We start from the raw sequence: 24,870 nt of genomic DNA on the forward strand, positions 1-24,870 counted from the left end.
ATATACGGATGGACGGCGCGGTTTGCAATCAGTTAAATGACAGCGATCCGTAACGCCTAATCCGTGTCGAATCCATACCTATATGTATATGCTGTTCTATTCTAACAAAATTAAAGATTAGGCTCAACAGAAGACGGAATACGCGACGGCGAAAGCGTATCGCTGACCGTGCCAAGCGCATACCCTTGTTCTTTAACATAACGAATGATTCCCGGCAGCGCGTCCCGTGAGGAGGCGGTCGGATGCATTAAAATGAGCGCTCCCGGCGTGAGCTTGTTTGCCACTCGCCTCAAGATGGTCTCCGGAGGCGGCTTTTGCCAATCGATCGTATCGACCGTCCACAGCACCGTCATCAAGCCTTGCTCGGCGGCCACCTGCAGCGTCGTCTGGTTAAAATCTCCCGAAGGCGGAGCAAACCATCTGTTGCTGGCGCCAAGCGTCGATTTCAACAGCGCTTCCGTCTTTGAAATTTGTTCGTATGCGGCTTGTTTCCCCAGCTCGCTCATATTTGGGTGCGAATAGGCGTGATTGGACATTTCATGACCTTCCGCCTGAATCCGCTTCGCCGTCTCCCCGTTTTTATTGAGCCACGAGCCGTCCAGAAAAAAGGTTGCCTTCACATTTTCTTTCGCCAGCGACTCCAGCATCGAAGGCAAGTACTCTTCACCCCAAGCAACGTTAATCATAATAGCGGCCATCTTTTTTTCCGGATTGCCTCTATAGACGGGGTATGTGCCGAGACTCTGCAGCGAAATCTTCGGCGGCACTTCCTTATAGACAAACTGTATTGGCGATAGCGCTCCTGTTGCAACCGTACGGTCGAATGTCGCCTGCGCGTCCACCTCTATGCCATTGTATCCAGGAATCGCTTTCCAGATCCGATCAATTCGCGCATCAATGGGAGCGACGCGATGTTGCTCGGCTTCGGCGGCAATCCGCTCGCGAAGGCCGGCAAGCTCCGCTTCCGGCAATGCGGCTGGTTTTCGCGGCTTAGCCGACGCCGTCTCCGCTCCTTGCTTTAATTCCCTCACGTAAGCCCGCAGGCCGCCTTCGGAAAACGCCAGCGTAAACAAGACCGCCATACAAATGACGACTGCGGCTAGTTTGGTTCGGTTTCCCATCCGTTCAGCCCCACCTTTGCGCTTGATTGCGCCTTGCACCGGCCGGCGCTTTCCAGCACCCTGCCGCCGTTCCATCGACGCTTGTTCTATCTGTATGACAAGCCGCTCCACAATATGCGGCCATAGAACGCGAAGAAAATAGCGTCAGAAAAAATAAAAAAGAGACAGATAAAATCTGGCTCTTTGCGTTCAAGCAAGCTATGCGGTTAAGTTCCGGCTTATTGGGCCGGAACTTGTGGATCGAGTACAGCTTTACGGGACAAATTGACGCGGCCCTGCTGATCGATTTCCGTAACTTTAACCGTAATTTGATCGCCGATCGCGATGACGTCTTCCACCTTCGCTACCCGTTCGTTAGCAAGCTGCGAAATATGGACAAGACCGTCCTTGTTAGGCAAGATTTCGACGAATGCGCCGAACTTCTCGATTCGTTTTACCGTACCGAGGTAAATTTCGCCGACAACGACTTCCTTCACGATACCTTCGATAATCGATCTCGCTTTTTGGTTCATTTCTTCGTTGGACGAAGCAATGTACACCATACCGTCTTGTTCGATATCGATCTTCACGCCGGTTTCTTCGATAATTTTGTTAATAATTTTGCCGCCGGAACCGATAACGTCACGAATCTTATCCGGATTGATGCGGAGCGTCAAAATTTTCGGCGCATATTGCGAGAGGCTTGTCCGCGATTCGGACATAATTGCCGTCATTTTGCCGAGAATGAACATGCGGCCTTCGCGCGCCTGTTCCAATGCCTGCGACAAAATTGCGCGGTCGATGCCGTCAATTTTAATATCCATTTGAATGGCTGTAACGCCTTTCGCCGTTCCTGCCACTTTAAAGTCCATATCGCCGAGGTGGTCTTCCATCCCTTGAATATCGGACAGGATCGAGAAATGATCGCCGTCTTTGATAAGCCCCATTGCAATGCCTGCTACCGGCGCTTTGATCGGCACCCCTGCGTCCATCATTGCAAGCGTACTTGCGCAAATACTCGCTTGGGACGTCGAACCGTTCGATTCGAGAACCTCGGAGACAAGGCGAATCGTATACGGGAATTCTTCCTCCGAAGGGATAACCTTCGACAATGCCCGTTCGCCCAATGCGCCATGACCGATTTCGCGGCGGCCTGGAGGACGGAGCGGTCTAGCTTCGCCAACGCTGAACGGCGGGAAATTGTAATGGTGCATAAAACGTTTGGATTCTTCCGGACTGATGCCGTCCAAAATTTGCACATCGCCCAGCGCGCCAAGTGTACAAATGCTAAGCGCCTGCGTTTGACCGCGAGTGAACAAGCCGGATCCGTGCGTACGAGGAAGCAGCGCCACATCGCATTCGATCGGGCGGATTTCGCTCAATCCGCGTCCGTCCGGACGTACCTTGTCATGCGTAATCAGGCGGCGAACTTCTTCCTTTACGATGTCGTACAGTACTTCTTTCACGTCGCTGAGCAGCTCAGGCGTTTCGGCATAAACGTCCTCGAAATGAGCAACGGTATCGCTGTTTACGGCGTCGATCGCTTCCTGGCGAGCATGTTTCTCCTCAATGCGGATCGCTTCCACCAGACGGATGGACGCATACGTGCGAACCGCTTCGTTCACGTTGCCGTCAACGGCATGCAGCTTCACTTCCATCTTCGGCTTGCCAGCCGCTTCTTGCAGCTCTTCGATCTTCGCAACAATATTTTTGATCTCATCATGTCCGAACATGATCGCTTCGAGCATAATTTCCTCGGACACTTCGTTGCCTTCCGCTTCCACCATCATAATGGCGTCTTTCGTTCCGGAGACGACAACGAAAATTTCCGTATTTTTCTCTTGCTCTACTGTAGGGTTAATAATAAACTGTCCGTCAATACGGCCTACGCTTACGCCGCCGATCGGTCCATTGAACGGCACGTCGGAAATCGAAAGCGCAGCGGAAGTACCGATCATCGCCGCAATTTCCGGCGGGCAGTCTTGGTCTACGCTCATGACGATATTCGCAACTTGTATATCGTTCCGGAATCCTTCCGGGAACAGCGGACGAATCGGACGGTCGGTCAGTCGGCTCGACAAAATAGCTTTCTCGCTCGGTCTGCCCTCACGCTTAATGAAACCGCCCGGAATTTTGCCAACGGCGTACAGACGCTCTTCGTAATTGACCGTTAGCGGGAAGAAATCGAGATCTTTTGGCTCTTTGGACGCGGTAACCGTACACAGCACGACAGTATCGCCGTAGCGAACCGTTACGGCTGCATTGGCCTGCTTGGCAAGGCGCCCCGTTTCGAGTACGAGCGGCCTGCCGCCCAGTATCATTTCTACTCGTTGCAACGTAATCCCTCCTGGTTTGTTATGTAACGTATGGCTTACTTACCATTCGCCAACTGTGCATCCATATCCTGCACAGCTTTTGGGTATAAGCATAAACGGCTGTCGCCGAATCGGCAGAGCAGTCGTTTCGCATCGATATATAAGGGAATTTATAGGGTTGCTTATAAAGTCTTATATATTTACAAAAAGCAACCCGTATCTGCCATCCGGTAGCCCGGACGGCAAGACAACCAGGTTGCTTTCCTTGTAGCTTGTTTTAGCGGCGAAGGCCGAGTTTTTCGATCAATGCGCTATAACGTCTAACATCTTTGTTTTTCAAGTAAGCCAGCAGCTTGCGGCGTTGACCTACCATCTTGAGCAAACCACGACGGGAATGATGATCTTTCTTGTGCTCCCGCAAATGTTGCGTCAAGTTCACGATGTTTTCCGTCAGGATAGCTACTTGAACTTCCGGAGAACCCGTATCGCTCGCGTGCGTTTTGTGCGTTTCAATCAGCTCTTGCTTGCGCTCTTGCGTAATTGCCATCCCAATTCACCTCCTTATACTTTTGAAAAATAATCGCCGTTAGCCTAGCCGCCGCCGGTGATAGCAGTCAACCAAGCTAAGGTTCTGCGCGACGCTCTCCGGCCTTTACGGCGGTTCGTGTCGCAACGCTATTCAGTATAGCACAATGAATATAGCAAGTAAATGCCGGCCGCGGTCAAACGAGGTTGAACAATCGCTTCGTCTGCTCGACATCAGCCGCAATTTGCGCGATCAGTTCGTCCACGGAGCCAAACTTCTTCTCCGTGCGGACAAAGGAATGAAACTCGATTCGAATCGGTTCGCCATAAATATTTTGATGAAAATCGAATAAATGGGCTTCCATTACCGGCCGAATCTCTTCTTTATTAAAGGTGGGCTTCATTCCATGGTTGACGATGCCGTAATAGCTCTTGCCGCCAACGACAGCCGTAATCGCGAATACGCCGAGTCTTGGCGACACAAACCCGTCTCCGAGTCCGACGTTCGCGGTCGGAAAGCCGATCGTATGGCCGCGCCCATCGCCGTGCACAACAATTCCTTCCACAGCGTAAGGCCTTCCAAGCAGAAGCGCAGCAGAAGCCACGTCTCCTTGCTGCAATAGCTCGCGGACGAGCGTACTGCTTACCTTCTCGCCGTTCTCGTAGAGCGGCTCGATGATGTCGACGCCGATATCCGGATGTCCTAATTCGCGCATCGTATCCGCTTTACCTTGTCCTTTATAACCAAACGTAAAATCAAAGCCGACGACAACCTGCGTCGCTCTAAGCGCCCTAAGCACTTCATCCACGAACTGCTCTGGCGATATCGACGAGAAGCTGCGGTCGAAACCGATGACAAGCACGACATCGACGTTCATCCGCTTGAACAGCTCTACCTTCTCTTCAAAAGGAGTCAAGCTTTTATAATACTGATCGCCTTGTCCAAGCACTTCCTTCGGATGGGGATGGAACGTCATGACCGCGGACAAAGCGCCCTTCTCAGCCGCACGCGAAACGGCCTGATTGATCACATTTTGGTGACCGCGATGAACGCCGTCGAAATGGCCAATGGCAATTGAGAGCTGCTTGCCCTTCAGCTTTTCCGGCAATTCGATATGCGGATAATGAAGCTTTACGATTTCCAATCTGCATACACCTGCATTTCCTGATCAGACTTTCGCTTAGGGCGAGCCCCGATTAATAATTCCTGTGAGCCGGAGCTCGCGATGCATTCGTTTTACGAGAAAACCTTCACCGGTTTCAATAGCGATTCAGAGCCGGACGGCTCAAATATTCCGATAAACGTATCGTCCTCGCCGTACAACCGAATCAGTTTCCCATCCTCGGGCGTTTCCGGCAGGAGACGATAAGGAAGCTTTTGACCAAGCAGCGCTTTCTCCCCGGCAGGTTTAGCCACTTGAAGCTTTACCAAATGGGAAATAGCCATTTCGGGAGGCAAAATGCGAGCTTCAAGCTCTCCCGCCTTCTGCAGCTCTTCGATTTGTTCCAGCGTCAAACATTGCGGCTCCGTAATCCCGCCCGACATTGTGCGGGTCAGCTTCGCCATTGCAGCCGGAACGCCTAGCTCCTTACCGATATCGACGCATAGCGTGCGAATATAAGTGCCTTTGGAGCAGACAACTGAGAATGTGAACGTCGGCTTATCCCGATCCAAGTCGCTGGATAGCAGCTCAATCTGATGGATATGCGCCTTACGCGCTTTTCGCTCAACCGTCTTCCCTTCCCGAGCCAGCTCATACAGCCGCTTGCCGTCTATTTTAACCGCGGAGAACATCGGCGGAATCTGCTCGATTTCTCCGACGAAGCCGCGTAACACGCGCAGCACTTCGGCTTCCGTTACGGTAACGTCCGGCCGTTCTTCAATGACCGTGCCGGTCAAATCCTCCGTATCGGTCGCAACGCCGAGCTGGATAACCGCCTCGTACGCCTTCGGCCTCTCTTGCAAATACTCTACCATCCGGGTAGCACGCCCTAGACATAACGGCAGCACGCCCGTCACCATCGGATCGAGCGTACCGGAATGGCCAATCTTTTTCATACGAAGCAGCCTGCGAACCTTCGCGACGACGTCATGAGACGTCCATCCTTCCGGTTTCCATACGGCAATAATTCCATCCACCTATTGATTCAACGCCTTTCTAACCGCCTCAACGATCTGTTCGGCCGCCTCAGGCAGCGAGCAGCCAATTCGGCATCCGGCAGCTCTCACATGTCCCCCCCCGCCAAAGCTTTGGGCGATTGCCGCCACATCCGCCTTGCCCGCGGAGCGCAAGCTGGCCTTCACATGTCCGTCCTCGGTCTCCTTGAACAAAATACCGACCTCTACGCCGTCGATATTTAGCGCGTAGTTGACGATGCCTTCAATATCTTCCGGCACCGCCCCCGTTTCACGCAGATCGTCCTTGGCTATGTAAAGCCAGCCGATCTTCTGGTCTTCCGTGAACGTCAGCCTGCTTAAGCTGTTTTGAAGCAGCTTGAGCTTCGGCATCGTCATTTTCTCAAGCAAATGATCGGCAAGCTGATGGCCGGACACTCCATATTCCAGCATGCGCGAAGCGATGCGAAGCACAGCGGCGCTCGTATTGGAATAACGGAATCCCCCCGTATCAGTCAGCAGACCGGTATAAATGGCAGTCGCGCATGCCAAATCGGGCTCAATGCCGGCCCGTTCAAGCAAGTCGTGTAAAATTTCAACCGTAGCGGCTGCATTCGGCCGAATGACATTGACCGAACCGAAACCGTTGTTCGTCGGATGATGATCGATGTTAAGCAATTCGGCATCCGGCTCGAACAGTGCAGACACCTCGCCAATTCGTTTGAAATCGGCGCAGTCCACCGTTATGATTCGTTTGAACTTCCGAGTCGGAGGCTCATTGCGATAGTTAACGATATGATCGTAATAAGGCAAGTACTGAAGACGCGACGGCGACTCTCCCTCGTTGATCAAGACAGCCGACTTGCCTAGACGCTCCAGCAACCAATGAACAACCGAGGTCGAACTGATGGCGTCGCCGTCCGGCTGAACGTGAGAGACGACCAGAAAGTCGTCTCCCTCCTTCATAAACGCCAGCGCCGCATCCAAATCGCGCTCATAAAAGAGCTCCGTCATTGTGCATCGTTCCCGCGGTTGATTTGATCCAGTATCCCTTCGATCCGGCTGCCATACTCGATACTGCTGTCGAACTTGAACAGCAGCTCTGGCGTATGGCGAAGCCGCATGCGCTTGCCCAGCTCGGTACGGATGAATCCGTTTGCCCGGCCAAGCGCCTTCAGCGTCTCTTCCTTTTGCTCTTCGCTGCCAAGTACGCTCAAGTATACGCGCGCCTGCGACAAATCGCTCGTCGTTTCTACGCCGGTTACCGTAATAAATCCGATACGAGGATCCTTCAACTCGGTTTGGATAATTTGGCTCAGTTCCTTTTTAATCTGTTCGCCTACCCGGCCAACCCGTATTTTTGCCACGGTTTAATCACCTCTCTACCGATTCCATCACAAAGGCTTCAATAACGTCGCCTTCCTTAAAGTCGTTGAACCGTTCAAGCGTAATGCCGCACTCGTAGCCTTGCGCGACTTCCTTCACATCGTCCTTGAACCGTTTGAGCGTATCCACTTTACCTTCGTAGATGACGATGCCTTCACGCACAATGCGCGCTTCGGCGGAACGGGTTACTTTGCCGGAAGTAATCATGCAGCCTGCGATAGCGCCGACTTTGCTCACTTTGAATACGTTGCGCACTTCCGCATGACCGATTACAACTTCTTTGAAAATCGGATCAAGCATGCCTTTCATCGCTTGCTCGATTTCCTCGATGACGTTGTAAATAACGCGGTGCAAACGAACATCGACCTTCTCTTGCTGTGCGGCCAGGTCAGCCTGCGGTTCTGGACGGACGTTAAAGCCTACCACAATCGCGTTCGATGCCGAAGCCAGGTTGATGTCGGATTCGTTGATCGCGCCGACGCCGCTGTGAATGATTTTAACGCGGACGCCTTCAATATCGATCTTGGCCAGCGAGCCTTTCAAAGCCTCAGCCGAGCCTTGAACGTCGGATTTGATGATGACGTTCAGATCTTTAATTTCGCCTTCTTTAATATGCTTATACAAATCGTCAAGCGTAACGCGGGAATTTGCTCCCAGCTCGCTTTGGCGCTGCTTGATGGAACGACGCTCGGAGATTGCTCTCGCTTTGCGCTCGTCCTCGAACACCATAAATGGATCGCCTGCGAGCGGCACTTCCGTCAAACCGGTAATTTCGACCGGTGTGGAAGGACCCGCTTCTTTGAGACGACGGCCTTTGTCGTTGACCATTGCGCGAACGCGGCCGAAACAGTTGCCGGCTACGAAGGCGTCGCCGATTTTAAGCGTACCGTGCTGTACGAGCACGCGCGCAACCGGACCTTTGCCTTTGTCGAGCTCGGCTTCGATCACCGTACCGCGGGCGCGTTTATCCGGATTCGCTTTAAAGTCGTTCACTTCCGCTACGAGCAAAATCATCTCGAGCAGATCTTCCAAACCGATGCGCTGCTTCGCCGATACATTAACGAAAATCGTATCGCCGCCCCACTCTTCCGGTACGAGCTCATACTCGGTCAAAGCTTGCTTGATTTTGTCCGGATCGGCTTCCGGCTTGTCGATTTTATTAACCGCGACGATAATCGGCACGCCTGCCGCTTTCGCGTGGTTAACCGCCTCAACCGTTTGCGGCATTACGCCGTCATCAGCTGCGACAACAATAATCGTAATATCTGTTACTTGGGCGCCGCGCGCACGCATCAGCGTAAACGCTTCGTGGCCCGGTGTATCCAGGAACGTAATTTTCTTTTGTTTAATTTCTACTTGGTACGCGCCGATGTGCTGCGTAATGCCGCCCGCTTCGCCGCCGGTAACATTCGTTTGGCGGATAGCGTCGAGCAGCGTCGTTTTACCATGGTCAACGTGACCCATAATGGTTACGACCGGCGGTCTCGTCATGAGATCAGCCTCTTCGTCAACCTCTTCAACCGTTTCGAAAGAGTCTTCTTCGACCGGAATTTTCACTTCTACTTCAACGCCGTACTCGCCGGCGAGAAGCAAAATCGCATCCATGTCGATTTCTTGGTTGATTGTGGCCATAACGCCGAGGAAGATCAGCTTTTTAATAACTTCGGACGCGTCCTTATGAAGCAGCTTGGCAAGATCGCCAACTGTCATCGTACCGCGTACGATAATTTTTTTCGGTGTATTGTCGATTTTTTCACGGCGTTCCTGCTGCGGCTGGTTGCGGCCATTGCGGCCTCTGCCGCCGCGATTGTTGTTGCCTCCGCGGTAATTGCCGCCTGGTCTGCCGTCGTCGAAACGTCTTCCGCCGTTCGAGTTCGGGCCGCCTTTCGATTTGTTCACTCCCGGTTTGCCGGCGCCGCGGTTGGCATCGTTGCCGCCCGTGCGCGGCGCAGGTGCAGTCGCACGCGATTCAAATGCACGGCCTGTACTTTGTTGGCCCCCGCCTTGCGGACTACGGTTGCCGCCTTGGCCACCCTGTCCGCCGCTTGGACGATTGCCGCCTTGGCCGCCCTGTCCGCCGCCGGATGGACGGTTGCCTTGATAGCCGCCGCCGGATGGACGATTGCCGCCTTGGCCGCCATGTCCGCCGCCGGATGGACGATTGCCTTGATAGCCGCCGCCGGACGGACGATTGCCGCCTTGGCCGCCCTGTCCACCGCCGGATGGACGATTGCCTTGATAGCCGCCGCCGGATGGGCGGTTGCCGCCTTGTGCGGATGAACCGCCTTGACGATTGTTAGAATTGCCAGATCCGCCTTGTGCGGTAGGCTGCGATTGTGCTTGACGTTGTTCTTGTTGCTGTGTTGGTTGTGGTGTGTTCGTTTTAATAGAATTCATAGGCCCCTGTCTGTCCTGAGATATAGTTTTGTTGGCTGGTTGAGGCTGCGACTGCTGCGGCTTACTCGCCGCCTGCGAAGCTGCGGATACGGTCGCGCCGGCCGATTCCTGCGCGCGTTTGGCCGCTGCGTTCGCCTTGATGTCGCGGAAAAAACCCTCCACTTTCTGCACCATTTCATTTTCCATAACACTCATATGGTTATTGACGGGCAGATTCAGCCGCTTAAGAATAGTTATAATTTCTTTACTGCTCATGTTTAGCGATTTGGCGTATTCGTATACGCGCGTTTTATCTTTATTGTCCTTGCTGTCCTGTTGTTTGCTCAATATGATCCACCTCCGAATTTTGACTCAGATGACCTGCAATCATTTTTCCGAACTTTGCGTCAGTAACCGCCAGTACGACTCGTTCCGGCTTCCCAATGGCCTTTCCAAGCTGATCGCGGTCAAATGCTTCGGCCAGTTCTATCCCGTAGGTGCCGCATTTGTCGCGAAATTTCTTCTTCGTATTCGGTGAAGCGTCGCCGGCGATAATAACCAGCTTCGCATCCCCTTTACGTACCGCCTTGAGCACAATTTCATCGCCGGTAATTAGCTTGCCGGCCCGCATCGCCATGCCTAGCGAGGATAAAGCTTTATTCGTCTTCATCACCCTTCAGCTCCTTGGTTGCGAGAAACTCGTCTTCCACCGCGATGAAATCCTGTTCAAGCTGGTCGTAAATTTCCGTTCCGACGGATTGCTTCAATGCCCGGTCGAGCGCCTTCGTTTTTTTGGCTAGTTTAAAACAACTCACTTTGCCGCACAAGTAGGCGCCGCGACCCGCTTTTTTCCCTGTTAGGTCGACTAGCACTTCTTCTTCTGGTGTCCGAACAACGCGGACCAGCTCCCGTTTCGCCTTCATTTCTTGACAAGCTACGCATTTGCGCAGCGGTACTTTTCTCGGTCTCACCGTACATCCCTCCTCTGCCCGATTGTGGACGCACCAGCTGTTGGCCGATTAGGTATCGATCGAAACGGAATCCTGGTGCATCGTGCCGGTCAATGATTTCGGACGGCCGTATTCCTGCTCCGCTTGCGACTCGCTCTTGATATCAATCTTCCAACCGGTCAACTTCGCCGCAAGCCGAGCATTCTGTCCTTTAATGCCGATCGCCAGCGAGAGTTGGTAATCCGGCACGATAACGCGTGCCATCTTCTCCTGTTCGAAGACGATAACTTCCAGCACCTTGGACGGGCTAAGCGCGTTCGCAACGTACTCTTCCACGCTTTCCGACCAGCGGACAATATCGATTTTCTCGCCAGTCAGCTCGTTCACAATCGTTTGCACGCGCATCCCTTTCGGACCTACGCAAGATCCGACCGGATCGACTTCCTCGTTGCGAGAATGAACCGCGATTTTCGAACGGAACCCGGCTTCGCGGGCAACGGAACGAATTTCGACGACGCCGTCGTAAATTTCCGGCACTTCCAGCTCGAACAGCCGCTTCAGCAAGCCCGGATGCGTACGGGACAAAATGATTTGCGGCCCTTTCGTCGTATTCTCTACTTTCGTAATATACGATTTAACGCGGTCGCCGTGCTTGAATTTGTCAGTCGGCATCAGCTCGGTCAGCGGCAGCACTGCCTCTACTTTGCCCAAATCGACGAATAGGTTGCGGACATCCTGACGCTGCACGATGCCGTTGACGATGTCTTCCTCTTTATCGATGAATGCGTTGTAGATAAGGCCGCGCTCCGCTTCGCGAATACGCTGAGTGACCACTTGCTTGGCCGTTTGAGCGGCAATCCGTCCAAAATCGCGAGGCGTCACTTCGATATCGGCGATATCGTCCAACTGATAATGCGGGTTGATTTCTCTGGCGGCGTCGACCGTAATTTCCAAGCGCGGATCCAGCACTTCGTCAACAACCGCTTTGCGCGCGTATACTTTAATGACGCCCGTGTGGCGGTTAATATCGACACGCACGTTTTGCGCCGTATTGAAATTGCGCTTGTAGCTGGATATTAAAGCAGCTTCAATCGCGTCTAGCAGCACTTCTTTCGTAATTCCTTTATCCCTCTCGATTTCCGATAGCGCTTCAATAAAATCCATGCTCATTGGAATGGAGTTCCCCCTTTCGATATTAAACCGCCTGTTTTAGAACACGATAGCGAGACGGGCGCTTGCCACTTTCGCATAAGGGACGGCATGCTCCTTCTTGCCGATCTTGATCACCGCTTGCTCGCCGTCGAATGAAAGCAATTCGCCTTCGAACTCTTTCAATCCGTCTACCGGCTCGTAGGTCGTTATATAGACATGCTTGCCTACTGCTTTGTGCACGTCTTCCGGTTTTTTGAGCGGGCGTTCGGCGCCCGGCGAGGATACTTCGAGAAAGTAAGCATCGGTGACTGGATCGTTTTTATCGAGCTGCTCGCTCAAAAACTCGCTGATCCGCCCGCATTCGTCGATATCGATGCCGCCTTCCTTGTCGACGAAGACGCGTAAGAAATAATGGCTGCCTTCTTTGACATAATCGATATCAACAAGCTCAAATCCGTTGCTTTCAAGAAAAGGAGTAACCATTTCTTCAACGGCGGTTTTGATTTTGGATTTGCTCAAATTGCTGTAACCTCCTGTGTTATCTTACGTCTGAATCGACCCCGTATAGCGAAAAAAGCCGAATACAAAACGTAAAGAGTGGGTTTCCCCACTCTCTGCTTCAAAGTCTCTATCCACATCATTGCCACAAAAATTATATCATAATCGCATTAACAGTGACAAGAAATCTTTTCATGTCCGCTGCCCATCGTTCTCCCTTCGTTTCCATTAAAAGAGAGAAAGCTGATTCGATTCTGGAAGGCCGCGGAAACACCCCATCCCGTTAAGGACTTCGACGATTGTTTTACTCGCTTTCGATTTTTGCTGAAAGTCTTCGATCGACAAGTACTCGCCTTCCTCGCGGGAAGCCGCGATATTGCGCGCCGCATTGTCGCCGATGCCGGCGATCGCCGCGAACGGCGGAATGAGCGTCTCGCCGTCTACGATAAAGCGCGTTGCGTCTGAACGGTATAGATCGATCGGCTTGAATGCAAACCCGCGCGCCGTCATCTCGAGCGCCATCTCCAGCAGTGATATGCTGTTCTTCTCCTTGGTCGTCGCGCTGAAGCCTTTCTCCTCGATTTCGATCAGTTTCTTCAAAATCGCGTCGTAGCCTTGACACAGCAGCTCCAGATCGAAGTCCTCCGCACGTACCGAGAAGTATGTCGCATAATACTCGATCGGGTGATACAGCTTGAAAAAGGCGGTCCGCACAGCCGAAATGACGTAAGCGGCGGCATGCGCCTTCGGGAACATGTACTCGATGCGCAAGCAAGAATCGATATACCATTGCGGTACCTTGCAATTTTTCATCTCATCGATCCACTCCGGTGTAAGACCCCGGCCTTTACGAACGCTCTCCGTAATTTTGAACGCGAGTCCGGCGTCCATGCCCGCTTTGTAGATCAAGTAAAGCATGATATCGTCACGACAACCGATAACAGTCTTAATGTTGCAAGTGCCCCTCTTAATCAGCTCTTGCGCGTTGCCGAGCCATACCCCCGTTCCGTGCGAAAGACCGGAAATTTGCAGCAGATCGGCAAAGGAGGACGGCAGCGTTTCCTGCAGCATTTGCCGGACAAATTTCGTACCCATCTCCGGCACCCCGTAAGTAGCGACCGGCGTCCGAATTTTCTCGGGTGCGACACCGAGCGCTTTGGTCGAGTTGAACATGCTCATTACCTTTGGATCGTTCATCGGAATCGTCGTCGGATCGACGCCAGTCAAATCCTGCAGCATCCGCATCATCGTCGGATCGTCGTGGCCCAGTATATCGAGCTTCAGCAGGTTCGCTTCAAAGGCATGATAATCGAAATGGGTCGTCTTCCACTCGGCGTTCACGTCGTCTGCCGGAAATTGCACCGGCGTCACGTCTTCGACCTCTATATAATCCGGTACGACGACGATACCGCCCGGATGCTGGCCGGTACTGCGCTTCACGCCAGTCACGCCGTTGGCGAGACGGGACAACTCGGCGCCGCGCCATTTCTTGCCATGCTCTTCCTCGTATTTTTTGGCGAACCCGTATCCGGTCTTCTCCGCAACGGTGCCAATAGTACCGGCCCGAAACACGTTTTTATCCCCGAACATGATCTTCGTGAAGTTATGGGCCGTCGGCTGATATTCGCCGGAAAAGTTCAAGTCGATATCGGGAACTTTATCGCCTTTGAAGCCGAGGAATGTCTCGAACGGAATGTCCTGCCCCTCGCCCTTCGTCGGCTGGCCGCATTTGGCACAGTTTTTCGCCTGCAGGTCGAAACCGCTCATAATGCTGCCGTCCAGAAACCACTCGCTGTGCCGACAGTCCGGGTTCAGACACATGTAATGCGGCGGAAGCGGGTTAACCTCGGAGATGCCAAGAAACGTCGCCACGACGGACGAGCCTACGGATCCCCGTGAACCGACCAAATAGCCGTCCTCGTTCGATTTTTTCACAAGCCGGGCGGAGATCAGATAGTTGGCCGAGAAGCCATACTTAATAATCGGCACCAGCTCTTTCTCCAAGCGATCGATAACAACCTGCGGAAGCTCCTCGCCGTACAGCGATTTCGCTGTGTTGTAGCAGGTTGTCCGAATCTCGTCATCCGCGCCGTCAATAATCGGCGTGAACAGCTCGGCCGGAAACATGTCGAACGGTTCGAAGCGTTCTGCGAGCTCATTCGTGTTCGTTACAACCACTTCGTACGCTTTGTTCTCTCCCAGAAAAGCGAATTCCGCCAGCATCTCGTCGGTCGTGCGCAAGTGGGCGTCCGGCTTCTGCATGCCTTTGAGTGGGCTGAAACCGGTAATGCCGTGTATCGCGATATCACGGAACATCTTGTCTCGCGGACTCAAATAATGGACGTTGCCCGTTGCGATAACCGGCTTGCCCAGCTCCTCGCCAATTTGGCATACGCGGCGAATTGCTTGCTCCAGCTCGGCGCGGCTGCCAACCAGCCCTTTCTCGACCAGATGCATATAGAAGCCGATCGGCTGAATTTCGAGCACATCGTAAAAACCAGCCACCTCGACGGCTTCTTCGTACGATTTGTTCAATACCGTTTCGAAAAACTCGCCCTTCTCGCAGCCGGAGATGACCAGCAAGCCTTCGCGCATGTCTACTAACTTGCTCTTCGGAATGCAGGCCACACGCTTGAAATGCTCCGTATGCGACAGTGAAATAAGCTTGAATAGATTTTTTTTGCCGACGGCGTTAAGGGCATAGACGCCGCTGTGAAACGGACGAGAGTTGGATAAATCCAAGCCTACATAATCATTTAATTGATGAAGTCCGGTGACATTGCGTTCCGCCGCGTCCCCGATCAAACCGTACAGTATGACGCCGAGCGCGATCGAGTCGTCGATTGCGCGGTGATGATTTTCCAGGCTGGCCTTATACTTGGTCGATAATGTGTTCAGCCGATGGTTTTTCATTGTCGGATGGAGGAAGCGGGCCAATTCCAGCGTATCGAGCACCGGGTTGCTCACCTCCGGTATGCCGAACGCTCTACAGCTTGCCTGAATAAAGCCGATATCGAATCGCGCGTTGTGGGCGACCAGTACCGCATCGCCGATAAAATCGATAAATTCGCGAAGCTTAGGCTCCAGCTCCGGCGCGTCCTTTACCATATCGTCGTTGATGTTGGTCAGCTGCTGAATATGATAAGGGATTTTTTCATGCGGATTGATGAAGGTGGAGAACGTCTCAACCTGTTTGCCGTTCTTCATCTTCACGCCCGCAAGCTCGATAATTTTATTGTTTATAATAGAAAGACCCGTCGTCTCGATATCGAATACGACGTATTCGGCATCGGCCATCGCTTCCGTCCGGGAATTGATGACCATCGGAACCGCGTCGTTCACAATATTCGCTTCCAGCCCGAAGAGCACTTTTATACCGTGCTTTTTCGCTGCTTTGAACGCTTCCGGGTAACAATGAATGTTGCTGTGATCGGTAATGGCGATTGCCTTATGACCCCATTTTGCCGCCGTTTTAATATAAGCGTCAGCCGGCGTTACTGCGTCCATCGCGCTCATCGTCGTATGCAGATGAAACTCGACTCGTTTCGTCTCGGCCTTGTCCGTACGGTCCGGCGGCGAGGCGATCTCGTTCAAGTCATTCGGCATCATAACGAGCTCGGGCTCCTGCATAAACCTGTCGTAATCGACGCGGCCTCTTGCCTTAATCCACTTGCCGTTCTCCAGCAGACTGAACATCTTGACGTCTTCCTTCGTCTTAGCGAACATTTTCATCGCCATCGAGTCCGTGAAGTCGGTAACGTTGAACGTAAACAGCGTCATACCGTTGCGAAGCTCCTTCGAGTCGAGACCGAACACGACGCCTTGCACGGTGGCTTTCTTCTCTTCCTCGCGGATGTTCATCAGCGGAACCGGCTCGTCCTTTATGTCGTAGCCGACCGCCAGCTTCGCCGGAGCCTCGTTGCCGTCGCCATCTGCTGGCTCGGACATCGCGCTCTCGATAATTTGCTGAACCGCTTCCCGTTCCTCCTGCACAATCTTCTGCTGGAATTCCTCATATACGTCTTGACGAGGCTGTTCGCCAATCGCCAGCTTTACACGGTAGGACAGCGCAAAATGGCGCTCATAGAACCGAATGATTTCCTCGTCGATTTTTTTCTTGCGGGCCAGCTCCAATCCCATGCCGTCCAGCAGCGAGACGGTGATCGCCTCTCCTTCGGCGTCCATGCCGGCTTTCGCCAGCCAGCCATTGACCGAAGCGATCTCCTGCTGCGCCCAAGAGATGAACAATCCCCAATACTCTCTGGCGATGTCTGCGGGAGCAACCGGATTGTCGTATTGAAAGACGAAGGAAACGTCCGCGATATGGGCGAATTTCTGCTTGATCGCTTGGGTAAGCGCCGAATAAGCTTTAGAAGGCACCAAGGACGTTTTGCGGATGCAAAACGTCCATGTGCGGTTCCTTTGTCCGACGATTACCTGATCGATATATCCGTCCTGATAATAAGGATGTATAAGTTCGTGAGGCAGCTCCGACTGCTGCAGCAGCAGTTCGAAGCGTTGCCTTTTGTCTCCGGTTTGGCTCATCGTTATTTATCACTCCTAACCGACCGAATCCTAAGCGAACCGTCGTTTGTGTTCTTTAATTAATAGGCTCGCGCGAAAACGGTCGTATGCTCCGCATGCTCGCCGCATACGAGGCAAACGTTTTTCTTCTTCTCCGGCTCGAACGGAATGTTGCGGCTCGTCGCGCCGGTCTCTTCCTTCACTTGCTTCTCACAAGCGGCCGATCCGCACCAGCCCGCAAGCACAAAGCCGCGCTTCTCTTCCATTGCCGCTTTCATTTCGTCCAGCGTCTCCACGTCGTAGAAGTTGTCGGCGCGGAATTGCTTCGCCTTCTCAAACATCGCCTGCTGCGTCTCTTCCAGCATTTTCTCGACTTCAGCAGCCAGGTTCTCTTGGCTTACGATGCGCTTCTCGCCGGTAATGCGGGACACGAGCACGACAACGCCGTTCTCCATATCGCGCGGTCCAAGCTCCAGACGAAGCGGAACGCCGCGCATTTCATACTCATTGAACTTCCAGCCCGGACTAACGTCCGAACGGTCGTCTACGCGAACGCGAATGCCAGCTTTTTTCAACTCGGCGTACAGCTCGTCCACCCGGCCGACCACCTGCTCGCGCGTTTTGGCCGGACCAATCGGAATCATAATGACCTGTGTAGGCGCAACCTTCGGAGGCAGCGCAAGCCCACGGTCATCTCCATGCACCATAATAAGTGCGCCGATGAGCCGCGTACTGACGCCCCACGAAGTGGTGTGAGCGAATTGCAGTGTATTTTCGCGGTCCAAATATTTAATATCGAACGCAACGGCGAACTTCGTGCCGAGGTAATGCGACGTACCGGCTTGTACCGCGCGGCCGTCCTTCATCATCGCTTCGATCGAATACGTGTTGATCGCACCCGCGAACCGTTCCGATTCCGTCTTCTCGCCGACGATAACCGGAATGGCTAGAAACTCTTCGACGAACTGGCGGTAAACCTCCAGCATCTTCATCGTTTCTTCGCGCGCGTCCTCCTCGTTCTCGTGAGCCGTATGGCCTTCCTGCCACAGAAACTCGCTCGTCCGCAGGAACGGAAGCGTCCGTTTCTCCCAACGCACGACGTTCGCCCACTGGTTGATCAACACCGGCAAATCACGGTACGACTGAATCCATTTGGCGTACATATGCCCGATCATCGTCTCCGAGGTTGGGCGAATGGCCAGCCGCTCCTCCAGCTTCTCGCCGGCCGCTTCCGTTACCCACGGAAGCTCTGGATTAAAGCCTTCGACATGATCCTTCTCCTTTTGAAAGAAGCTCTCCGGTATGAACAACGGAAAGTATGCGTTGCGATGCCCCGTTTCCTTAAAACGACGATCCAGATCGCGTTGAATATTCTCCCACAGCTCGTAGCCTTCTGGACGGAACACAATGCAGCCTCTGACCGGCGAATAATCCATCAGCTCGGCTTTTTTGATCACATCGATATACCATCTGGAAAAATCTTCGCTCTGCGGCGTAATTTCGGATACAAATTGTTTATCCTTCGACATAGCCTACTTACTGCTCCCCTCGTACCAATCGCAAAATATCGTTGTATGTTACCACAACCATCAATAGCATCACCATCGCAAAACCGATAAAATGAACCATGCTCTCCTTGTTCGGGTCGACGGGACGTCCTCGCACCGCCTCCAAGCCAAGGAAGATAAGCCGGCTCCCGTCCAGCGCCGGAATCGGCAGCAGATTGAAGATGCCTAAATACAAACTTAACAATGCGGTCCACGATGTCAATTGCGTAATGCCCTGCTTTGCGATCTGACTCGTGTATTCCGCTGTGCGCACCGGACCTCCGATATCGTCGAGCTTGAAATCGCCGGTAATGATTTTTTTGAATCCTTGGAAAATGCCGATCGTCATCGACTTCATCAGCTTGCCCGCGCCCGTAATCGTTTCGCCTGCCGTAGCCGACCTTGTAGGCAGCGCCGCCGAGATGCCGACCTTCCCGACGCCTTCTGCGTTCGGAACCGGCACGATCTCAATTTGATGTCTCTTGCCGTCCCGGATCAAATCGATCTTAACAGGCACATTCGGCGATTTCCCGATAATGTCGATCATTTTATCGAAATCGGAGCCGATCTTCGTTCCGTTCACCGCTTCGATAACATCGCCCTTCTTAATGTCGGCTTTCTCTGCCGGCATATTGTCCGTTATGGTGTTCACGAACAATTTGTCAGGGTTCTCTTCAGGCACGCCCGACATTTGTATGTAGGCGGCGAACAAGACGAAAGCCAGTATAAAGTTCATCATCGGTCCGGCGAAAATCGCCATCGCTCTCGACCGCACCGGCTTGCTGCCGAATTGCCGATCGATCGGCGCGATTTGCGTTTCGCGGCCTTTGGCGATCATCAGCGCCTGCGGATGCACCTTGTACTGCTCGGTTTCGCCGTCTAAGTCCAGCGTAATGCGGAGCTGGCGCTCCAAATCCATTTGAATGACTTCGCCACGGATAACCCCGCTGCGCTCGTCGAGCCGATCCAAGTAAATGCGGGTAACCGCCCCGTCCTTTACTCGAACGGCAACCGTCTGCCCCTCGCTCACTTCCACGATTTCCGGATCTTCTCCAGCCATCCGAACGTAACCGCCGGCTGGCACGAGCCGCAGCGTAAATCTAGTCTCGCCGCGTTTGATCGAAAACAGCTTCGGACCAAAGCCGATGGCAAACTCCCTAACCAAAATACCGGCCCGCTTCGCAAAATAGTAATGTCCCCATTCATGAATAGTGACGATTACGAAAAATACGAGCACGGTCAAAAAAACGACCTGTATCATCTCCATAACGAGCCTCCTGTTCGTAACGGCCTGTACATAGATTATCATTATTCTCACGTACGATACAAGAGAACCGCCCGTTCGAGAGAAAAGCTAGATCAAAGCCGCTTCTCTTCTCGCCCAAGCGTCGATGTCTGCGATCGCTTCCAAGTTCGCCACATCCGTAACATCATGGCGCTCCAGCACCTTCTCCAGCACCCGCTCAATCGTGAGGAAATCGATTTCCCCGTTCAAGAAACGGGCAACAGCCACTTCGTTGGCCGCATTGAAAACGGTCGGTGCCGACTGGCCGGCTTTACCGCAATCAAACGCCATTCGCAAGCATGGAAAGCGTTCGTAATCCATCTCGCGGAAATGAAGCGTACCGAATTTCGCCAGATCAAGCCTTCCTGTCGGCGTCGGCAGCCGCTTTGGATAGGTTAATGCATATTGAATGGGCACACGCATATCGGGCAGGCCGAGCTGAGCGATCACGCTGTTGTCGACAAACTCTACATACGAGTGGATGACGCTCTCCGGATGCAACAGCACATCGATCTGATCGTAATTAACGCCAAACAGCCACTTCGCTTCGATCACTTCCAGTCCTTTGTTGACCATCGTAGCGGAATCGATCGTGATTTTCGCGCCCATCGACCAATTCGGATGGTTGAGCGCCTCCTCGACGGTTACGCCTGCCAGTTGTTCACGCGTACGATCGCGGAACGATCCGCCCGACGCCGTCAGCGTTATGCGGCCTAAGGACTTGCTGTCTTCGCCGTTCAAGCATTGAAAGATGGCGGAATGCTCGCTATCGATGGGAATAATAGCAACGTTATTCCGTTTGGCCTGCTCCATCACAATATGACCCGCCGTTACGAGCGTTTCTTTATTGGCGAGGCCGATCGTTTTGCCCGCTTCAATGGCGGCAAGCGTCGCCGGTAGCCCTCGACTGCCCATGACGGCTGTCACGACCGTATCAGCGTCCGTGCCGGCTGCTGTTTCAATTAAGCCTTCCTCACCCCACACGACCTTGATGGAAGAAGGGAGCGCCTGTCTTGCTTGCTCAGCTGCTTCCTTCGTCCCTAGTGAAACGACGGACGGCTTGAATTGCAGCGCTTGCTCGATCAACAGATCGACGTTGCCCCCAGCAGACAGGCCCACAACTTCATAGCTTTCCGGATCGCGGCCAACGACATCGAGCGTCTGCGTGCCGATCGACCCAGTCGAACCGAGTATCGAAATTTTCAATTACTCTTTCCTCCCCCAAAGTAGCAAGAAGGCAACCAACTAAGAAGCTGGCCGCCGTTAAAATCGTTGTGTGTAGAATGCCGATTGCGATTACACTGGCAGCAGGCCGAGCAGCAGCACAAGCGGGAACACGATGATCCAGCTGTCGCATCGGTCCAAAATGCCGCCATGACCAGGCAGCAGCTTGCCGCTATCCTTAATATTCCGAACGCGCTTATAGGCGGACTGGATTAAATCGCCCATCTGGCCGGCAACGGCGCAGACAAGTCCGATCAGCACCGCTTTGGTCACAGACAGCGTTCCCGGAGCAGCAAGCGCGAACGAGGCCGCAACGGCGATCGAAAGAATAACGCCGCCAATCGCTCCCTCTATCGTTTTGTTCGGGCTGATCGACGGCCAAAGCTTATGACGTCCGAAAGCTTTGCCCGCAAAATAAGCGCCCGCGTCGGAAGTAACGATGCAGCCGAACAACACGAAGGTCCAGAACAGACCTTCTTCCGTCTGGCGGATCGTATTCATAGCTCCAAAGCCATAGCCTACATATAATGCGCCCAACAGCAAAAGCGAGGCGCCATCAATTGTCGTTTTGTTCTTGGTCACTACCGTCAGAGCCAGCAGCAAAAAAGCGAGTATCCACATGACCGTCAAGGCCGATGGCGCTTCCGCACCCATTAAAGACCAAGGCAGCACGAACATCAGCACGCCGGCGTAGCCAAGCAGCGATGCCGGATGATTCCAGGCAAAGCCGTTCATCTTGGCGTACTCGGTATATCCGATAATCGCCATCAATACTAGCAGCACGGAGTAATACCAGCTTCCGGCCAAGGCAAGCGCGATGAAAAAAGCGGCGGCCAGCACGCCGGTTACGATTCTTTGTTTCAAGCTTTACGTCACTCTCCGTTAGGAAGCTCAAAGTCCGCCGTATCGCCGTTTTCGGCGTTGATATTGCATAACCGCTTCTTGAAAATGAGCTTCATTGAATTCCGGCCAATATACGTCGGTAAACCAAAGCTCGCTGTACGCGAGCTGCCAGAGCATGAAGTTGCTGAGCCGGAGCTCCCCGCTCGTCCGAATCAGCAGATCCGGGTCGGGTATGCCTCCAGTCAGCAGCCTTGCGTTCATTAGCTGCTCGTCGATGTCTTCAGGGGACAATCGTCCCGCCTTGGCGTCCTCAGCAATTTCCTTGACCGCGTCGAGCATTTCTTTGCGACTGCCGTAGTTAAGAGCAAAATTAAGTACAAGTCCGGTGTTGTCCGCTGTTCGCGCAATGGCTTCCTCCAGCGCATCTATGGTGTAAGACGGCAAATCCTCTTTGCTGCCCATCATTCGTACTTGAACGTTTTTCTCGATTAACTCGTCTAACTCAAGCGCCAAAAACTGCTGCGGCAGCTTCATCAGGAAATCGACTTCATCCTTTGGCCGCTTCCAGTTTTCGGTCGAGAACGCATATAGGGTCAAATATTTGACGCCCAGCCGGTCGGCTTCCTTGACCGCGCGTTTGACGGCTTTCATGCCGGTATGATGGCCGGCAATCCTTGGCAAGCCGCGTTTTTTGGCCCATCGCCCGTTGCCGTCCATAATAATGGCAACATGCTGCGGCACACGGTCCGGTTGCGGCGATTCAGCCGTTTGAGGGGACGGTTTGCCTATTTTAGCCCAAAGTCGACTGATCATCTTGCGTTCCTCCCACCCGGAAATGCCCCTTTATCCTAAAAAGGTATAAACGGAAACCAAACCCCACCTGACGGAGGGGCTTTAGGCTTGCTTATACTTCCAAAATTTCTTTCTCTTTAGCGGCCAGTACTTTTTCGACTTCCGCGACAAAACGGTCGGTCGCTTTCTGGATATCGTCTTGATGACGGCGCGATTCGTCTTCCGAAATGTCCGTTTTCTCCAGCTTTTTAATATCGTCGTTCGCGTCGCGGCGAATGTTACGAATCGCCACTTTCGCTTCTTCGCCGAATTTCTTCGTCATTTTGACCAGCTCTTGACGACGCTCTTCTGTCAACATCGGAATAGTGATGCGAATCGAGGAACCGTCATTGGACGGCGTCAAGCCGAGATCCGACTTCAAAATCGCTTTCTCGATCGCTGCGATCGACGTTTTATCCCATGGCTGAATGAACAGCGTGCGGGAATCCGGCGTATTCACGTTCGCCAATTGCGTTACCGGCGTCGGAGCGCCGTAATACTCAACCTGCACGCGGTCAAGCAGCGCAGGATTGGCGCGGCCCGCACGCAGTGTAGCCAGATCGCGCTTCAACGATTGAATCGCTTTGTCCATCCGTTCTTCCGCGTTTTTCTTAATGGCTTGAGGCATTATTTCGCACTTCCTCTCACAATCGTTCCGATTTTCTCGCCTTGCACGACTTTCTTAATATTCCCTTTCTCGGTAATCGCGAACACGACGAGCGGGATATTGTTGTCCATGCACAACGAGGAAGCGGTGGAATCCATGACGCCCAGATTTTTGCTGATGACGTCCATGTAAGTCAACTCATCGAATTTTTCTGCTGTCGAATCTTTGAACGGATCGGCTGAATAGACGCCGTCCACTTTGTTTTTCGCCATCAAAATAACTTCCGCTTCGATCTCGGCAGCGCGCAGGGCGGCAGTGGTGTCCGTCGAAAAGAACGGATTGCCTGTGCCAGCCGCGAATATGACGACGCGCCCCTTCTCAAGGTGGCGAATCGCCCGGCGTCTGATGTAAGGCTCGGCGATTTGTTGCATAGCGATGGACGTTTGTACGCGCGTCGGCACTTCGATTTGCTCCAGTGCATCCTGAAGCGCGAGCGAGTTCATAACCGTCGCCAGCATACCCATATAATCGGCCGTCGCACGGTCAATTCCTTTCTCCGTCCCGGCAATCCCGCGCCAAATGTTGCCGCCGCCAACGACGATGGCAACCTCAACGCCAAGCGCAATAACTTCCTTCACCTGCTCGGCAATTTCCGAAATAACGGACGCTTCAATACCGTAACCGTTATTCCCCGCCAACGACTCGCCGCTCACCTTCAATACTATCCGTTTATACACTGGCTGTCCCAACGTTTCTACCTCCATCTTGAACTGCATGTAATTGCTTTAAAATACGGCCTATCCGTTACCGGTTGCCGATTATCGTCTTCACAGCTCCGCCTTGATGCAAATCAGGCGGGGCGGAGACCCCGCCCCGCCTGTGCGTTCGGCTTGTTTTGTTGTTTAACTTACAGTTTCGCTTGCGCCATAACTTCTTCAACGAAGTTATCGACTTTTTTCTCAAGGCCTTCGCCCAGCTCGTAACGAACGAAGCGACGGATCGAGATGTTCTCGCCGATTGCGCTTACTTTCTCGTTCAGCAGCGCGGAAATCGTTTTGTCCGGATCTTTTACGAAGCTTTGCTCAAGCAAGCAATATTCTTCGTAGTATTTCGCGATACGGCCTTCGACCATTTTGTCGACGATTTTTTCTGGTTTGCCTTCGTTCAGTGCTTGAGCGCGAAGAATTTCTTTTTCTTTCTCAAGCTCGTCGCCAGGAACCTCTTCACGTTTTACGAACTTCGGATTCGAAGCCGCGATGTGCATCGCGATATCTTTCGCGAAAGCGCGGAATTGATCCGTTTTCGCAACGAAGTCAGTCTCGCAGTTGATTTCAACAAGCACGCCGATACGGCCGCCTGCATGGATATAGGATTCTACAACGCCTTCCGTTGCAATACGGCCAGCTTTGTTCGCTGCCGCGGAAAGGCCTTTCTCGCGAAGCAATTCGATTGCTTTCGTAATATCGCCGTTCGTTTCGTCCAGCGCTTTTTTACAATCGAGCATGCCTGCTCCCGTTCTTTCACGAAGTTCCTTTACTGCACTCGCACTTACCGCCATGTTTAGCCCTCCTGATATTTATCAATATAAAGT

General features: G+C 53.0%; 21 protein-coding genes. All 21 read right to left on the minus strand.

What is annotated here, in order from left to right:
• Positions 1-110: 110 nt before the first annotated feature.
• The 21 genes from ACFVTB_RS16435 to tsf all read right to left on the minus strand — a co-directional run bounded on the left by ACFVTB_RS16435 (position 111) and on the right by tsf (position 24,837).
• Positions 111-1,121, minus strand: coding sequence for a polysaccharide deacetylase family protein (locus ACFVTB_RS16435; protein WP_387751127.1), 1,011 nt, complete (start codon positions 1,119-1,121; stop codon positions 111-113).
• A 218-nt stretch (positions 1,122-1,339) separates the two neighbouring features.
• Positions 1,340-3,421, minus strand: coding sequence for a polyribonucleotide nucleotidyltransferase (pnp, locus tag ACFVTB_RS16440; protein ID WP_387751436.1), 2,082 nt, complete (start codon positions 3,419-3,421; stop codon positions 1,340-1,342).
• 271 nt (positions 3,422-3,692) lie between these two features.
• On the minus strand, positions 3,693-3,962 hold the full coding sequence (gene rpsO, locus ACFVTB_RS16445; protein ID WP_042160574.1) for a 30S ribosomal protein S15: 270 nt from the start codon (positions 3,960-3,962) through the stop codon (positions 3,693-3,695).
• A 175-nt stretch (positions 3,963-4,137) separates the two neighbouring features.
• Complete coding sequence (locus ACFVTB_RS16450) at positions 4,138-5,085, minus strand: bifunctional riboflavin kinase/FAD synthetase (RefSeq protein ID WP_387751131.1); 948 nt, start codon at positions 5,083-5,085, stop codon at positions 4,138-4,140.
• Positions 5,086-5,177: 92 nt separating this feature from the next.
• The gene (gene truB, locus ACFVTB_RS16455) at positions 5,178-6,080 is read right to left on the minus strand and encodes a tRNA pseudouridine(55) synthase TruB (RefSeq protein WP_387751134.1); all 903 of its coding nucleotides are present in this window, start codon (positions 6,078-6,080) and stop codon (positions 5,178-5,180) included.
• Positions 6,081-7,070, minus strand: a complete 990-nt coding sequence (locus ACFVTB_RS16460; RefSeq protein WP_387751137.1) for a DHH family phosphoesterase — start codon at positions 7,068-7,070, stop codon at positions 6,081-6,083. It abuts the gene before it with no gap.
• Positions 7,067-7,423, minus strand: a complete 357-nt coding sequence (gene rbfA, locus ACFVTB_RS16465; protein WP_387751140.1) for a 30S ribosome-binding factor RbfA — start codon at positions 7,421-7,423, stop codon at positions 7,067-7,069. Before rbfA ends, ACFVTB_RS16460 begins: the two co-directional genes overlap by 4 nt.
• Before the next feature lie 7 nt (positions 7,424-7,430).
• Positions 7,431-10,166, minus strand: coding sequence for a translation initiation factor IF-2 (gene infB, locus ACFVTB_RS16470; protein WP_387751143.1), 2,736 nt, complete (start codon positions 10,164-10,166; stop codon positions 7,431-7,433).
• Positions 10,135-10,488, minus strand: coding sequence for a L7Ae/L30e/S12e/Gadd45 family ribosomal protein (locus ACFVTB_RS16475; protein WP_387751145.1), 354 nt, complete (start codon positions 10,486-10,488; stop codon positions 10,135-10,137). Before ACFVTB_RS16475 ends, infB begins: the two co-directional genes overlap by 32 nt.
• A complete protein-coding gene (gene rnpM / locus ACFVTB_RS16480) occupies positions 10,475-10,789 on the minus strand; it encodes an RNase P modulator RnpM (protein WP_387751147.1) in 315 nt (104 codons plus the stop codon). Before rnpM ends, ACFVTB_RS16475 begins: the two co-directional genes overlap by 14 nt.
• A 48-nt stretch (positions 10,790-10,837) precedes the next feature.
• The gene (gene nusA, locus ACFVTB_RS16485; RefSeq protein WP_387751149.1) at positions 10,838-11,938 is read right to left on the minus strand and encodes a transcription termination factor NusA; all 1,101 of its coding nucleotides are present in this window, start codon (positions 11,936-11,938) and stop codon (positions 10,838-10,840) included.
• Positions 11,939-11,977: 39 nt separating this feature from the next.
• Positions 11,978-12,439 (minus strand): ribosome maturation factor RimP, encoded by a 462-nt coding sequence (gene rimP / locus ACFVTB_RS16490; RefSeq protein ID WP_387751152.1) that lies wholly within the window; start codon positions 12,437-12,439, stop codon positions 11,978-11,980.
• A 207-nt stretch (positions 12,440-12,646) separates the two neighbouring features.
• Entirely contained in the window at positions 12,647-16,963 is a 4,317-nt protein-coding gene (locus tag ACFVTB_RS16495) for a PolC-type DNA polymerase III (protein ID WP_387751155.1), read from the minus strand.
• Between the two features lie 59 nt (positions 16,964-17,022).
• Positions 17,023-18,471 carry a proline--tRNA ligase gene (proS, locus tag ACFVTB_RS16500; protein WP_387751158.1) on the minus strand — a complete coding sequence of 483 codons (1,449 nt, stop codon included), beginning with the start codon at positions 18,469-18,471 and terminating at the stop codon, positions 17,023-17,025.
• A gap of 7 nt (positions 18,472-18,478) precedes the next feature.
• A complete protein-coding gene (gene rseP / locus ACFVTB_RS16505) occupies positions 18,479-19,756 on the minus strand; it encodes an RIP metalloprotease RseP (RefSeq protein ID WP_387751160.1) in 1,278 nt (425 codons plus the stop codon).
• Positions 19,757-19,843: 87 nt separating this feature from the next.
• Positions 19,844-20,980: a 1-deoxy-D-xylulose-5-phosphate reductoisomerase gene (locus ACFVTB_RS16510; RefSeq protein ID WP_387751163.1), complete on the minus strand. Its 1,137-nt coding sequence runs from the start codon at positions 20,978-20,980 to the stop codon at positions 19,844-19,846.
• Between the two features lie 90 nt (positions 20,981-21,070).
• Positions 21,071-21,862, minus strand: coding sequence for a phosphatidate cytidylyltransferase (locus ACFVTB_RS16515; protein ID WP_387751166.1), 792 nt, complete (start codon positions 21,860-21,862; stop codon positions 21,071-21,073).
• Positions 21,863-21,889: 27 nt separating this feature from the next.
• Complete coding sequence (locus ACFVTB_RS16520) at positions 21,890-22,654, minus strand: undecaprenyl pyrophosphate synthase (RefSeq protein WP_387751169.1); 765 nt, start codon at positions 22,652-22,654, stop codon at positions 21,890-21,892.
• Positions 22,655-22,745: 91 nt separating this feature from the next.
• Positions 22,746-23,300 (minus strand): ribosome recycling factor, encoded by a 555-nt coding sequence (frr, locus tag ACFVTB_RS16525; RefSeq protein WP_387751171.1) that lies wholly within the window; start codon positions 23,298-23,300, stop codon positions 22,746-22,748.
• Positions 23,300-24,028 (minus strand): UMP kinase, encoded by a 729-nt coding sequence (pyrH, locus tag ACFVTB_RS16530; protein ID WP_387751174.1) that lies wholly within the window; start codon positions 24,026-24,028, stop codon positions 23,300-23,302. Before pyrH ends, frr begins: the two co-directional genes overlap by 1 nt.
• 158 nt (positions 24,029-24,186) lie before the next feature.
• A complete protein-coding gene (gene tsf, locus ACFVTB_RS16535) occupies positions 24,187-24,837 on the minus strand; it encodes a translation elongation factor Ts (RefSeq protein WP_387751176.1) in 651 nt (216 codons plus the stop codon).
• Positions 24,838-24,870 lie beyond the last annotated feature (33 nt).

It is taken from the genome of Paenibacillus sp. NPDC058071, from assembly GCF_042885235.1.
Classification (GTDB): Bacteria; Bacillota; Bacilli; order Paenibacillales; family Paenibacillaceae; genus Pristimantibacillus.

Excerpts from the sequence above, each read along its gene's own strand:
- tsf (WP_387751176.1), bottom strand. The coding sequence starts at position 24,837 with ATGGCGGTAAGTGCGAGTGCAGTAAAGGAACTTCGTGAAAGAACGGGA.
- ACFVTB_RS16475 (WP_387751145.1), bottom strand. The coding sequence starts at position 10,488 with ATGAAGACGAATAAAGCTTTATCCTCGCTAGGCATGGCGATGCGGGCC.
- ACFVTB_RS16520 (WP_387751169.1), bottom strand. The coding sequence starts at position 22,654 with ATGATCAGTCGACTTTGGGCTAAAATAGGCAAACCGTCCCCTCAAACG.
- pnp (WP_387751436.1), bottom strand. The coding sequence starts at position 3,421 with ATGATACTGGGCGGCAGGCCGCTCGTACTCGAAACGGGGCGCCTTGCC.
- frr (WP_387751171.1), bottom strand. The coding sequence starts at position 23,300 with ATGCCTCAAGCCATTAAGAAAAACGCGGAAGAACGGATGGACAAAGCG.
- ACFVTB_RS16495 (WP_387751155.1), bottom strand. The coding sequence starts at position 16,963 with ATGAGCCAAACCGGAGACAAAAGGCAACGCTTCGAACTGCTGCTGCAG.
- ACFVTB_RS16435 (WP_387751127.1), bottom strand. The coding sequence starts at position 1,121 with ATGGGAAACCGAACCAAACTAGCCGCAGTCGTCATTTGTATGGCGGTC.
- nusA (WP_387751149.1), bottom strand. The coding sequence starts at position 11,938 with ATGAGCATGGATTTTATTGAAGCGCTATCGGAAATCGAGAGGGATAAA.
- rpsO (WP_042160574.1), bottom strand. The coding sequence starts at position 3,962 with ATGGCAATTACGCAAGAGCGCAAGCAAGAGCTGATTGAAACGCACAAA.
- proS (WP_387751158.1), bottom strand. The coding sequence starts at position 18,471 with ATGTCGAAGGATAAACAATTTGTATCCGAAATTACGCCGCAGAGCGAA.
- rseP (WP_387751160.1), bottom strand. The coding sequence starts at position 19,756 with ATGGAGATGATACAGGTCGTTTTTTTGACCGTGCTCGTATTTTTCGTA.
- ACFVTB_RS16460 (WP_387751137.1), bottom strand. The coding sequence starts at position 7,070 with ATGACGGAGCTCTTTTATGAGCGCGATTTGGATGCGGCGCTGGCGTTT.